Consider the following 13927-nt stretch of genomic DNA (forward strand, 5'->3'; position numbering starts at 1 on the left):
CTTGAGTCGTTTTGCTCACTTCGACGGGGCTTTCCTAATAGACCAGATTTCTTTTCGAAATCAGAACTTTTGTTAGGTGATTTTTCAGATTTCAGTTTTTAACCTCCGAAATTACCATTTTTAGCGGGCTTGAAAAAACTTCCTTCGTAATTCCGAAGTTAGGGATATGTTAACTACTTTTGTTAGCAGAACGGAAAACTTAACAATTCGTAAAACCATTCCGCTTTAATTGCACTTACCTTTGTAAAAGCCCAAGTAACCTGAACAAAAAACTACTAAGGAATTATTTACTTCTACCAACTATTAAAAACATGAGGCAAAAATTACAAAAAAGTCTTTTGGTCATCCTATTCTTCGTATTTGCGATGGGTAGTGTGATGGGGCAGGTTACGACGAGTTACCTGCAAGGGATCGTTACAGACGGTGATGGGGAAACACTCCCCGGTGCAAATGTGGTCGCCATACACGAACCGTCCGGCACAAGATATGGCACTGTGACAAATATGGAAGGTCGGTTTACCCTACCAAATCTTCGTACCGGAGGTCCGTATTCTGTTCAAATCAGTTTTATCGGTTTCAGATCTCAATCCTACACGGATTTAATTCTGAAATTAGGAGAACCATACTCCCTTAATGTAGTTCTTATGGATGAAAGTGCGGATCTATCGGAAATTGTGGTTACGGCCTCAAGGTCAAGTGATTTTGGATCTTCCCGCACAGGTGCCGCCACCAATATTAGTAACGAGCAGGTCAATTCCCTGCCGACAATCCAAAGAAGCTTAACTGACTTTACCCGACTCACTCCACAAGCCAATGGGAATAGTTTTGCCGGAAGAGATGGTCGGTACAACAACGTCCAGATTGATGGTGCCAACTTCAATAACGGGTTCGGGTTAAGTGACGGATTGCTTCCCGGAGGGAGGTCTCAACCAATCTCTCTGGACGCTATCGAAGAAATTACTGTAAATATTGCCCCCTTTGACGTGAGGCAGAGTGGGTTTACCGGTGCCGGCGTAAATGCCATCACCCGAAGTGGAACCAACACATTTGAAGGTTCGGCTTTCGGATTTTTCAGAAATCAAGACTTTAACGGAAGACAGGTTGGAAACCTGGAATTGGATGAGCAAGACCAGGCATCAACCCGTATTCTAGGGTTTAGACTCGGAGGCCCCATCATCGAAAATAAACTTTTCTTTTTTGTCAATGCCGAGCAGACCAAAAACGAAGGAACCAACCCTAATGCGATCAATTTGTGGAAGCCTTCCCAAGATGGGGTAGCTATTCCGGATCAAAACATCGCCCGTACCAGGGAATCCGACCTGATAGCCGTCCGCAACCACTTGATAAATCAATGGGGATATGATCCGGGAAGGTACGAGGGCTATGCCAACGATGCCGGAGATGAGAGCCTTTCCTTATTTGCGAGGTTGGATTGGAACATTAATGATAAACACAAGTTATCTGCCAGGTTTAGTAACGTTCGTGGATCCAGATCCTCTCTGGTAAATGGCTCATCCGGTCCCAGACCCAGGTCAGGCACCGACAGGGTTAGTGATCAGTCCATCGCTTTTGAGTCCACACAATATGGGTTTGATGATATCGTCGACTCTTACGCTATCGAATTGAGCAGTTATTTTACTCCCAAACTTTCGAACCAATTCATCGGATCTTATTCCAAAATCCAAACTACCCGCTCTTCTTTCAGCAGCAGGGTATTTCCAACGATAGACATTTGGTCGGGAGTAGGTACCAGTCCTACTACAGGTTTGCCTGATGGGGGAAGCAACTACATGACGGCAGGATATGATCCGTTTACCTATGGCAACGACGTGATCAATAACAATTTTAACTTTGTTAACAACCTGAGCTACATAGAAGGGAAACATGAAATCACTGCAGGGGCTGCCTTTGAATCTCAAAATTTTGGAAACCAGTTCTTAAGGATCGGAGCTTCCTATTACCGTTACGCGTCAGTTGATGACTTTCTTACCACAGGTACTCCGAATGAAGTTTCACCAATCATGTTTGGAATCACATACCCATACGAAGGAGCCGATACCTATGGAGGAGTGACTTTGGGAACAGCGGGCCTTTATCTGCAGGACAAGATCAATGTAAATCAAAAGTTAGATTTGACCATTGGCGTACGTGGGGAAGTACCCTTGTTTTTGAATGAATTGACTACGAATGAAGAAATCGATGCGTTGGAGTTTCGTTCTATCAGCGGAGGTTCAAAGAATTATACCTCTGGTGAATGGCCAAAATCCAGGCTAAACTTAAGTCCAAGGGTAGGTTTCAATTACGACGTAACCGGTGATGGAGTACTCAAGCTTCGTGGAGGTACTGGAATTTTCTATGGAAATATCCCATTTGTTTGGTTTACCAACATGCCCTCTGGAGCGGGAGGATACCAAAACAACGTAGAACCTAACGGTTACGATCAGGTGGAAGGATGGATTGATGGCATAACCTTTAATCCTGAACAGTATTATTGGCCAAACAACCCACCTGCAGGAGCTGAAGACGTATTTTTGACTGGCCCTGAAGGAGGCGTGCCTGGAACCATCGCTTTGGTAGATGACGAATTCAAAATGCCAAGTGTTTGGAGAACCAGTCTTGGATTGGATTACGAGATGCCATCCTTACCAATCACTCTGACTACGGATCTGATGTATACCCGGGATGTAAATGCGGTTTATCAGTTTCTTGCCAACCGGGCGGAAGCTACCGAATTTATAAACAATGGAAATGACAATCGTGAATTTTATCCAAGCGGAGCTCCAGCTTACAATCCAGCTGTAGGAGCTAATAATGTATTTATTCTATCTAATACCGAAGAAAAGGGGAATATTTTCAACGCTACCTTTAGCGCAAATATCAATGCTGGACAAGGGTTTTTTGGATCTCTGGCATATACTTATACCTATGCAGACGAAGTTTCAAGTAATCCCGGATCTTCAGCCAATTCTGCTTTTGCAGGACCAAATATCAACAATCCAAATCAGCAATTGCTGTACCCGTCGTTTTTTGCAGTGCCTCACCGTGTAGTAGGTAGCTTGTCCTATCAATTCAATTACCTGAACCATGCTTCCACGACCGTGTCACTGTTTTATACTGGCTCGAATCAGGGTAGGTTTAGTTACCGCTACTTGAATGACGTCAATAACGACGGTATCAATTCAGACTTGCTTTACGTTCCTGCAAACGACAGCGAAATAAACTTTGCCGATATAGAGGATAACAATGGAGTCGTTCAGTTTACTGCCGCCGAGCAATTGGCTGCCTTTAATGCCTATATAGATAACGATTCCCACCTTAGTTCCAGAAGAGGCCAGTATGCGGAAAGAAATGCTAATCTGATCCCCTGGTTAAGCAGGATGGATGTTCGGATCCTTCAGGACGTATTTACCGATATCGGAAGCAGAAAAAACACCCTTCAAATCAGTTTGGATGTACTGAATGTTGGAAACCTGCTGAATTCCGACTGGGGAATTGCCCAAGGGCTTAACAATGCTCAAAATCTATTGGTACCAGTTAGCGTAGAACAAAATGGTCCTTCTACATTTAGAATGAACACGGTGGCGCAAAATGGAGAAACGGTACTTCCAACCACTCCGTTCAGAAACATTACCAATACCAGCACTACCTGGAGTATGCAGGTTGGGTTAAGGTATATCTTCTAATTTGAAGAACAAGCTTACAAACTAAAAAAGCCAACCTGATCTCAGGTGGCTTTTTTATTTTGCGGGGGTGAATTTTTGAGTCTTCACACGAAATCGAGCGAGACGCAAGCGACATGCAGAGGGATGATTTTAAAGCATGAAAGATTCCACCCCGACCTTCGGTGCGGGAAAGGTTATGGTCGTTAAAAAACAATTGTAATCCTATGAAAAATAGGTAGATTTGAAAAAGTAGGGCTAAAATGAAAGTGGTTTTAAAAATGGTTCGGAAATTTAGCCATTAATGGCTTGGTTTCACCTTTTATATTTTATTACTTTTCCTCATTAAAAAAACCAGTTAATTTGCCATGAATGGAGTATAATTTCTAATGGATGTATTTCTTTAGTGATCCCTACTGAAGTAAAGTTACCTGTTGAATTTCAAACTTTCCGAACCGGCAACGGTTGGATAGAAGTGCCATTTGTTTTGCTGCTTGTTAAGATTAGTTATTTTAGAGAACAGAATGAAAAACCAGACTAAAATCATTTTGACCATTAGTATCCTATTGGTTATAGGAATTATATTTTTTTACCCAAGGATAAACTTTACAGAAAGTCAGGATAATTCCCCAACGCAGGCAGCGGAGCCTGGTGCTCAAAATGCCATGCCCGTTGAAGCGATCACGTTAAAGGAGGAGAAACTCGAAAATAGCCTCAACATTACTGGAGCGCTTATTCCAAATGAAATGGTGAGCCTACGTCCGGAAATAGCTGGCCTTGTAGAAAAAGTTTCTTTTGAGGAAGGGCAATTTGTCAGAAAAGGGACTCCCTTATTGTACCTGAATGACGACGAGTTACGGGCACAATATGACCGGCTGGACTACACCAAAAAACTGTACGAAAGCCAGGAAAACCGCCAAAAGCAATTGCTTTCAAGGGAAGCCATCAGTCAGGAGGAGTACGATATTGTACTGAACCAATACAACACCAACCTGGCCGATCTCAGACTGATAGAGGCCCAGCTCAGCAAAACGGTCATTCGTGCCCCTTTCGACGGGGAACTTGGTTTTCGGCAGGTATCTGAGGGAAGTGTCATAGCGAGCTCGGATGTAATCGCCACCATTGTAAACGTGGATCCCATAAAGGTTGAGTTCTCCATTCCCGAAAGGTACTCAAATGAGATCAAGGTCGGATCCCAAATATTTTTTCGTTCCAATGTTTCCAATGAAGAAGCAGTGGGAGAAGTATATGCCATTGAGCCAAATATTGACGTTGCTACACGAACCTTGAAAATCAGGGCAAAAAGTCCCAACAAGGACAAAAAATTCCTACCGGGAATGTTTGTGCGGATAAGATTGGTATTGAATGAAGTAGATGACGCATTGTTGGTTCCTTCCGAATCGGTCGTTCCAGAATTGGAAGGGTATAAGGTATTTGTAGCTAAAGAGGGTGTTGTCGAGTCCAGGAGAGTTGTTATCGGACAAAGGACAGACACCCAAGTACAAATTGTTGACGGTTTAAAACCAGGAGAACAGGTTTTAACAACCGGTATTTTACAAGCAAGGGATGGAATGCCCGTAGCCATTACATTAATCAACTGATAATCCATGTCCAGCTTATCAACCATCAGCATCCGAAGGCCCGTACTGTCCATAGTGATGTCCTTAACCATTATGATTTTTGGCATTATCGGAATTTCTTTCCTTGGGATCAGGGAATTTCCTAGTGTAGATCCTCCGGTTGTCAACGTGAGAACCACTTATGTAGGGGCTAATGCAGACGTAATCGAGGCCCAGATTACAGAACCTTTGGAAGAGGGAATTAATGGTATATCCGGTATTAAGTCCCTTACTTCCATTAGCAACGATGGTGGCAGCAGTATCACCGTGGAATTTGATGTGGGAGCCAATATGGAGGCTGCCGCCAATGATGTCAGGGACCGGGTTTCCAGGGCCCAGAGGAACCTCCCGCCGGATTCAGATCCTCCTATTGTCACCAAACAGGATGCTGATACCCAACCCATAGTCTTTTTAAATGTACAAAGCAATCAACGCAGCCTTTTGGAGTTGTCTGATATCGCCAATAATGTGTTTAAAGAGCGGCTTCAAACCATTGATGGGGTGAGTGAGATCCGTATTTGGGGTGAAAAGGAATATGCCATCCGTCTCAGGATGGATCCGCTCAGAATGGCTTCTTATGGCATCACCCCCTTGGATGTACTGGCTAAAGTACAAAGTGAGAATGTGGAACTTCCTACTGGTAGTATTGAAGGCGAATCCATTGAGCTTTCCGTAAGGACCAGGAGTAGGATGAGCACACCTGATGAATTCAATAGGTTGATCATTAAAGAGGAGTCAAATAATGTGGTGCGCTTTCAGGATATAGGAAGAGCAGAGTTGGCCCCGCTCAATGAACGGACCGTGTTAAAGCGGGATGGAATTCCCATGGTGGGGGTGGCTTTGGTTCCCCTTCCGGGATCTAACAGTATAGAAATCATGGACGAATTTTACCGTCGACTTGAATTCATCCAAAAGGACCTTCCTCCTGATATTGAATTGGGGATAGGATTTGACACGACCCAATACATTAGGAGTTCCATAAGTGAAGTTCAGCAGACCATCTTGGTGGCTTTTGTATTAGTGGTTTTGATTATTTTCCTTTTTCTGAGAGATTGGAGAACCACCTTCATTCCTGTACTTACCATTCCCATCAGTTTGATTGGGGTTTTCTTTGTTATGTATTTTGCCGGGTTTTCCATCAACGTACTTACACTTTTAGGAATCGTGCTGTCCATTGGATTGGTAGTGGATGATGCGATTGTGGTGTTGGAAAATATTTACACAAAAATTGAGGGAGGAGAGGATCCGGATAAGGCTTCTGAAAAAGGTGCCGAAGAAATCTTCTTTGCCGTTATTGCCACGACTGTTGCCTTGGCAGCCGTGTTTTTGCCGGTCATTTTCCTTACCGGTACCACAGGAAGGCTGTTTCGTGAATTTGGTGTGGTTGTGGCCGGCGCGGTGATCATTTCTTCATTCGTGGCCTTGACTATGACACCCATGCTTAGTTCCAAATTATTGAAAAAAAGGGAAAAGCAGAACTGGCTTTATAGAAAAACAGAGCCTTTTTTCCTTTGGTTAAATGAGATATATGCAAATGCACTGTCTCAATTCATGAAAGTGAGGGGGGTATCTTTTTTGGTCATTGCCCTAATGGGCATCGGGACCTATTTTTTATTTAATGATATTCCTTCTGAGTTGGCTCCCTTGGAAGACCGGGGACAGATACGGATCAATATGGCGGGTCCGGAAGGTGCCACCTTTGGGTATATGGATAGGGTTATAGATGAAATGACTGAAGAGTTGAAGGAATTGGTTCCTGACGAGGAAAGGGAGGGATTGATTTCTGTAACCTCTCCTGGATTCGGAACTGCCAGTACCAACTCAGGTTTTCTTAGGGTAATACTCAAGGACGCTTCTGAAAGATCCCGATCTCAGCAAGAAATTTTCGACGAAGTATCGGAATATCTAAAATCAAAAACGGCGGTGAGGGCTTTTGCTGCCCAGGAGCCCTCCATCGGGGATAGAAGAGCAGGGCTACCCATTCAATATGTCATACAGGCACAAACTTTGGAGAAACTAAAGGAAATCATTCCTGTTTTCATGGAAAGGGTAGGTCAAAATCCCGCATTTAGTTTCTCAGATGTGAACCTGAAATTCACCAAACCGGAGATAGAAGTAGAAATTGATAGGGAAAAAGCCCGGAATATTGGGGTTTCTGTCCAGGAAATTGCAAGAACATTACAATTAAGTTACTCCGGGCAGAGGTTTGATTATTTCATTATGAACGGGAAACAATACCAGGTGGTAGGCGAAATGCAGTTGGAAGACCGGAATGAGCCTATCAACTTAAGAATGCTTTATGTTCGAGGTGAGGATGGGCAGTTGGTACAGATGGACAACGTGGTAACCATTACGGAAAGAAGTACGCCTCCTCAATTGTACCGGTATAATCGATTTGTGAGTGCCACTGTTCAAGCCCAGTTAGCCCCAGGGGAGACCGTCGGAACAGGGTTGGAAGAAATGGACAAAATTGCGTCTGAAGTACTGGACGAAACCTATTCCACTGATGTTGCCGGGCTTTCAAAAGAATACCGTGACAGTTCCAGCAGTTTGGTGTTTGCCTTTATTTTCGCCTTGGTATTGATTTACCTGGTGCTTTCTGCGCAGTTTGAAAGTTTCTTGGATCCATTGACCATCATGTTTACCGTCCCGTTGGCCATATTCGGAGCACTTTTTTCTTTATGGTTATTTGATTTTACCTTGAACGTATTCAGTCAGATAGGTATTATTATGCTTATAGGGTTAGTTACTAAGAACGGCATTTTGATTGTGGAATTTGCCAACCAAAGAAAAGCCCAGGGAATGAGCATTGGAGAGGCCATCGAAGGAGCTGCAGCTGCGCGCTTCAGGCCCATTTTGATGACCAGTTTGTCCACTATATTAGGAATCTTACCGATAGCACTCGCACTAGGTGCGGGTTCCGAAGGAAGGGTCCCAATGGGAGTGGCAGTAATTGGCGGGTTATTGCTGGCAACCATTTTGACCTTATTTGTGATCCCGGGCATTTATACTTATTTGACATCCAAAACTGGCAGGTTAGCAAGAGTCTGATATGAAGAAATTTTTATTGATTGGTTTAGTGGGAATAGGTAGCTACAGCCTGTTTGCACAGGAAAGCGAAACGTTAACCTTTGAAAAAGCCGTTGAAATCGGGTTGGAAAACAACTTTGATGTTAAAATTGCCACCAACCAGGTTTTATTGACTGAAAATGATCGGAAGATAGCCACTAGTGTTCTAATGCCTACCGTGGACCTGAATAATTCCAGAGGGTACAGGAGGGAAGATACCGAACAGGCTTTCGTGAGTGATCCTGAAAACCCCAGGGTCATACCTGGAGCCCAGACCCGCACCAATAACTACAGTCTGGTAGGTATCTATGGTTTCAGTGCAGATGCGGTCGTAGCGCTCCAACGGTTGGGAAAACTGGCAGAAGTAAGTGAACTCGAAGCCAAAGTTGTGATCGAAAATACCGTAGCAGCGATTGCAACTGCCTATTACAGGCTGGTTTTGGAGCAACAACGATATGAAGTACTTAACAATACGCTGGAACTTTCTAATGAAAGATTGGAAATAGCCAAAGCTCAGTATGAGTTTGGTAGGGCATCCAAACGAGATTTTCTGGCCGCCCAGGTAGATTACAATGCCGATTTGACCGCTTTGGTCAGTCAGGAACAGGTAATTCAGAATTCCAGAGTTAATTTGAATGAATTACTCGCAGTAGGCCCTGATTATGATTTTGCAGTCAATGACACCATCACCGTTCAAGAGGACCTTTATCTGGGTGATCTGAAAGAGGATGCTTTCAGTAATAACAAGACGTTTTTGGTGACACAGCGCATGGAAAACGTGGCCTACCTGCAACTTAAAGAACTAAGAGCTCAGCGCTTGCCTACCATCACTCTGAATGGATCTTACAATGACAACCAGCTGAATTCGGATGCGGGTTTTTTGTTGAGCAACCAGCAACAGGGTATTAACCTTGGGGCAACCATTAGCTTAAATCTTTTCAGTGGTCTTTCTCTGAACCGGCAAATTCAGGGAGCCAAGATTCAGATCAATAACCAAAGGCATTTGATGGAACAATACGAGAACCAGATGCTTTCTGATTTGCAACGCACCTTTAATACCTATGAAAATAGCAAAAGGTTACTGGAAATAGAAAAGAACAATTATGACGTAGCGATTGAAAATGCCGATATCACATTGGATCGGTTTCGGTTAGGGATTACAAACTACCTCGAATTCCGTGATGCACAGGTGAATCGCCTGCAGGCAGAAAGCCGATTGATAGAGTCTCTTTTTACAATCAAAGAAAATGAAATTGAATTAATGCGACTTTCGGGCAAAATTTATTTTTTCGAAAATGCGGACTAGCGCATTTTTTTTTAAACAGATAAAATATGGGCCTGGGGTAATCCTCCGGGCCTTTTTTGTTTTATTAAGGATAAAAAGCTATTATTGAATAAACCAACGCCCTTTTGGGACTGCCTATTGTATGTCAAATACCAGTTTCTTTTTTCAGTTTGTGGTTTTTGTAATCATCGGATTAAGTGCCTGCAATCCTCCGGAAAGTGTGGATCCAGAACCTGATTTTTGGGAATCACCCGCCGAAATTGACTTTGATGCTATTAAAAGCAGAGGATACTTACGGGCCATTGTGGATAATTCATCCACCAGCTACTATATCTATCGGGGAAGAACTATGGGGTACGAGTTTGAAATGCTTCGTAACCTGGCCAATCAACTTGGAGTAGGTCTGCGTTTGATTGTCCGGCATGACCTGGAAGACGCTTTTCGACTGCTTAACAAAGGAAGAGCAGATATTGTCGCTATTAATTTTGAGGTAAATGAAATGCGTAAAAAATACGCCGCTTTTACGGATCCTGTGGGGCAAATGAAAACCGTTCTGGTACAGAGAAAAGATCAAACGCATTTGGATAGTTTGGACCAATTGGATGGGAAAGAAATTTTTATTAAAAAAGGAACAATTTACCAAGCCCGGTTAGCAGCACTTCAGGATTCCCTTCAACTGGATTTTGCCCTTCAGGAAGAAAATACCAGCCTTGAAGACCTGATTACCCAGGTAGTGCGGGAAGAAATTGATTACACCGTAGTGGATGATGATATCGCATTGGTAAACGCTACCTACTATGATAACCTTGACGTCAGTCTCATGGTCAGTCCTTCGAACCCCGTCTCCTGGGCGGTGAGGAAAAACTCCCCGGAACTATTGGGAAAGATCAACGAATGGGTGGAGCGGATCAAGCGAACAGGATACCAGGCCATTCTCTATAATAAATATTTTCTCAACAAGAAGAACAGTTTTCACAGGTCCTCTTCAGCCTTTTCATCCGTTTCAGGCGGTAGAATTTCTCCCTACGACGAAATTATCAAGGCCGGCGCAGATCAATTAGGGTGGGACTGGCGCCTACTTGCCGCCCTAGTTTATAAAGAAAGCCGGTTTAATACTTCCGCTGTATCCTATGCAGGTGCCGTAGGCTTATTACAACTGATGCCGGTTACCCTGCAACGATTCGGTGTAAGCGACCCCAACAATCCCAATGAAAGTTTGCGAGGGGGAGTCAATTACCTGAGGTATCTGGATGGTTTCTGGATGGAAAGAGTGCCGGATAATACTGAGCGGATTAAATTTATTTTGGCCTCCTACAATGTTGGACATGGACACGTTCAGGATGCATGGCGATTGGCCTACAAATATGGAAAAGATACCCGACGCTGGGAGAACGTGGCCTATTATCTGGAAAGAAAATCACAGCCGGAGATATACCGGGATCCATGGGTCAAAAGTGGCTATGCCAAGGGGCACGTAACCGTTCGGTATGTTCGGGAAGTGTATAGCTTGTATGAATCCTATAAAGTATTGGTTGATCCTTGATTTTTCGGAATCATGTCAGCCATGATTTTGGCAGATAGCAAACAAAGCGGAATGCCGCCACCCGGATGCACACTTCCTCCGCAAAAATACAAGCCCTTAATCGGGGAGTAATTAGCATGCCGTAAAAAGGCTGCGTACCGATTATTGGAGCTGTTTCCATAGAGAGCACCGTTTGCAGAGGAAGTTTTTGTTTCAATGGTGATGGGTTCGAGAATTTCCTCGACCTCAATCAATGACTCAATGTCTGTGTTCAACGTACGGTTGATTTTGGCAATAATGGCAAAACGGGCCTCGGATTTTAACAACTCCCAGTCTTGTCCCTGATTGTTTGGCACATTGATCATGGTAAACCAATTCATGCAGTTGGCAGGTGCATCGTCATTTTTATAAACCGATGTGATGTTAATGTAAACGGTTGGGTCGCTATAAATCGTTTGTTTCGAAAAAATATGATCAAACTCCTCCTTATAATCCTCGCTGAATAAAATGTTGTGTAGGTCCAAATCGGGAAACGTTTTTTTGATTCCCCAGTAAAATATCAGCGCCGAGCTTGATTTGGGTTGCTGGAGCAGACGCTTGGGTTGTTGCTGATCCCTGAGCAGGGTTTTGTAAGCATTAACCATATCCATATTGTTGACCAGCAAATCCGCCTCATGAAGCTTGCCTTGCACCATGACTCCTTTTACATGATTCTTTTCAACGACTATTTTATCCACTTTTTGGTTAAAATGGAATTGAACGCCGAGTTCACATGCTAACTTGTAAAGGCTTTCCGTAATGGCATGCATGCCTTTTTTCGGAAAATAGGCCCCTCTGTTAAACTCCAGGTGAGGGATAATATTCAGGGTGGCGGGGGTTTGGTAAGGATTAGACCCGTTATAAGTAGCGTATCGGTTAAACAATTGAACCAACTTTGGATGGCTAAATTGCCTTTGGTTGGATTCGTTCATGGTCTGAAACAAACCCAGCTTCCCCAAACGTAAATAAGCTTTCAGCGCATTACTGCCAAACCAGGTGCCGATCCGGTGAAGCGACCGGTGCATAAAAAGAGGGGAAAGGTACTTGTAAATAAAGGAAGCATTTTCAAGGGCATGAAGAACGGTTTCGCGTTTTTCCCCCAGTTTGGATTCCACTTCGGCTGCGAATTTATTGATATCGGCATAGGCTTTTATGCGGGTTCCGTCTTCCCAGAAATAGTGGCAGTTTACAGGCAACCTTATATACCGGAAATGATCGTGGGAGTTTTTACCCGATATGGTAAATAATTCTTCCACTTGTTCCGGCAAAGTGAATAACGACGGTCCGGTATCAAATCGGTAACCATCCTGAGTAATTTCGGACAACTTACCTCCGGGATAGGCATTGGCCTCAAATACCTGAACCTGATATCCTTTATTGGCAAGCCGGATACTGCTGGCCAGTCCGGCAATGCCCGAACCAATAATAATTACCTGCTTGTTCATAGAGGTAAAACTAAAAGAAATCCAAAGAGTTCTTCTGTTTTAGTTTGCAATATTTCTTTTTCATTTCCCAAATGCCTGTTCCAGGGTTTTCGAAAACACCTCCATATCCTGGGCACCGCTGATGGCGTATTTTCTGTCAAATGCGAAAAATGGAACGCCCTTTACACCTATTTGGCGCCCTTCAAGTACGTCATCGCGAACATCCAAGGCGTATTCATCGCTATCAAGTATTTCCTCGGACTGAGTCAATCCGATTTCATTTGCCAATTCGAGTAGGGTATTTCTATCATCCATATTTTTACCCTCCGTAAAATAGGCTTCCATAAGCCGTTCCTTTGTTTCTACTTGTCTTCCCTGGCTTTTTGCATGGTGCAGAAGCCGATGAGCCCGAAAAGTATTGGCTACTATTGCCTTTTCCAACTGGTAGTTTAAGCCCAGGGCTAATGCTTGTTGTGTGACGTATTCGTTCATCTGCGTGACCTCTTCCAGACTCATCCCTTTTTCTCTCGCCAAAAACTCATTGATTGAGAGTTCGGGTTCGGTTTTTACATGCGGCATTAACTGAAAGCTTTTGTAAATTACCTTGATGGAATTCCGATGCTCAAACCCATCCATCGCCTTTTCTAGTTTTCGCTTCCCCAAATAGCAAAAAGGGCAGACAATGTCACTCCAAATTTCTATAGTCATTGAATTATTATAATTTTGTTTTAGACAACGCTTTTATCAGGAATTTCTTGATCAAACAGATAACACCATGCCATTGGGATGGGTTCTGACATGCTTGCAGTTTTTTGCTATCTTTTGGCAAGTTGAAAAAAAGCTTTCAGCATTTGGTCTTCTCTTCGAACTTTTGGAAAAAGATTCTTTATTTTTCTAATAGCAAGGTTTTTGTAGAATAAAATAGTAACTTAATTTGTTTACAATATCATTCACCACTAAATCGATATGATGGAAATCATTTCTACTTTAAAGAAATTAATTGAAGTAAGGTTTAAAATCTTAAAATCTGAAATAACAGACAAGATCAGTTCCATGGCAGCCAGATTGGGGATCTTAGTGTTGATGGTTTTGTCAGCATCCTTTATTTTACTATTTGGTAGTATCTCCCTGGCCTTTTATTTCAGTGAAATTTATGAAAGTAGTTCGATAGGCTTTTTATTATTAACAGGCATTTATCTTGTAATATTTATTTTATTGTACTTGTTGAGAAATACTGGATTTATTCAAAAATCACTGAAAAACTCGCTTTCCAAATATGTATTTTTATTTGAGAATAATAAGGACTGAAA

General features: G+C 43.0%; 8 protein-coding genes. 6 read left to right on the top strand and 2 right to left on the bottom strand.

Going from position 1 to position 13927, the window contains the following annotated elements:
* Window positions 1–311: 311 nt before the first annotated feature.
* From GKS34_RS13930 to GKS34_RS13950, 5 genes are all read left to right on the top strand, one after another.
* Window positions 312–3683 (top strand): TonB-dependent receptor, encoded by a 3372-nt coding sequence (locus GKS34_RS13930; RefSeq protein ID WP_163385449.1) that lies wholly within the window; start codon window positions 312–314, stop codon window positions 3681–3683.
* Between the two features lie 500 nt (window positions 3684–4183).
* Window positions 4184–5260, top strand: coding sequence for an efflux RND transporter periplasmic adaptor subunit (locus GKS34_RS13935; protein WP_163385450.1), 1077 nt, complete (start codon window positions 4184–4186; stop codon window positions 5258–5260).
* A gap of 6 nt (window positions 5261–5266) precedes the next feature.
* Window positions 5267–8329, top strand: a complete 3063-nt coding sequence (locus GKS34_RS13940) for an efflux RND transporter permease subunit (RefSeq protein WP_163385451.1) — start codon at window positions 5267–5269, stop codon at window positions 8327–8329.
* Between the two features lies 1 nt (window position 8330).
* Window positions 8331–9653, top strand: a complete 1323-nt coding sequence (locus GKS34_RS13945) for a TolC family protein (RefSeq protein ID WP_163385452.1) — start codon at window positions 8331–8333, stop codon at window positions 9651–9653.
* A 121-nt stretch (window positions 9654–9774) separates the two neighbouring features.
* Window positions 9775–11175, top strand: a complete 1401-nt coding sequence (locus tag GKS34_RS13950; RefSeq protein ID WP_163385453.1) for an MltF family protein — start codon at window positions 9775–9777, stop codon at window positions 11173–11175.
* Here GKS34_RS13950 and crtD read toward each other — a convergent pair.
* Window positions 11151–12638, bottom strand: coding sequence for a 1-hydroxycarotenoid 3,4-desaturase CrtD (crtD, locus tag GKS34_RS13955; protein WP_163385454.1), 1488 nt, complete (start codon window positions 12636–12638; stop codon window positions 11151–11153). The genes GKS34_RS13950 and crtD overlap by 25 nt on opposite strands.
* 60 nt (window positions 12639–12698) lie before the next feature.
* Window positions 12699–13325 (bottom strand): DsbA family oxidoreductase, encoded by a 627-nt coding sequence (locus tag GKS34_RS13960; protein ID WP_163385455.1) that lies wholly within the window; start codon window positions 13323–13325, stop codon window positions 12699–12701.
* 261 nt (window positions 13326–13586) lie between these two features.
* Here GKS34_RS13960 and GKS34_RS13965 point away from each other — a divergent pair, with 261 nt between their 5' ends.
* On the top strand, window positions 13587–13925 hold the full coding sequence (locus GKS34_RS13965) for a phage holin family protein (protein ID WP_240459308.1): 339 nt from the start codon (window positions 13587–13589) through the stop codon (window positions 13923–13925).
* Window positions 13926–13927: the final 2 nt, after the last annotated feature.

It is taken from the genome of Cyclobacterium jeungdonense (assembly GCF_010994275.1).
In the GTDB taxonomy this organism is placed as follows: domain Bacteria; phylum Bacteroidota; class Bacteroidia; order Cytophagales; family Cyclobacteriaceae; genus Cyclobacterium; species Cyclobacterium jeungdonense.

What these genes read in the sequence shown, in the direction of transcription:
- GKS34_RS13930 (WP_163385449.1), top strand. Translation starts at nt 312, where the DNA reads ATGAGGCAAAAATTACAAAAAAGTCTTTTGGTCATCCTATTCTTCGTA.
- GKS34_RS13935 (WP_163385450.1), top strand. Translation starts at nt 4,184, where the DNA reads ATGAAAAACCAGACTAAAATCATTTTGACCATTAGTATCCTATTGGTT.
- GKS34_RS13940 (WP_163385451.1), top strand. Translation starts at nt 5,267, where the DNA reads ATGTCCAGCTTATCAACCATCAGCATCCGAAGGCCCGTACTGTCCATA.
- GKS34_RS13945 (WP_163385452.1), top strand. Translation starts at nt 8,331, where the DNA reads ATGAAGAAATTTTTATTGATTGGTTTAGTGGGAATAGGTAGCTACAGC.
- GKS34_RS13950 (WP_163385453.1), top strand. Translation starts at nt 9,775, where the DNA reads ATGTCAAATACCAGTTTCTTTTTTCAGTTTGTGGTTTTTGTAATCATC.
- crtD (WP_163385454.1), bottom strand. Translation starts at nt 12,638, where the DNA reads ATGAACAAGCAGGTAATTATTATTGGTTCGGGCATTGCCGGACTGGCC.
- GKS34_RS13960 (WP_163385455.1), bottom strand. Translation starts at nt 13,325, where the DNA reads ATGACTATAGAAATTTGGAGTGACATTGTCTGCCCTTTTTGCTATTTG.
- GKS34_RS13965 (WP_240459308.1), top strand. Translation starts at nt 13,587, where the DNA reads ATGGAAATCATTTCTACTTTAAAGAAATTAATTGAAGTAAGGTTTAAA.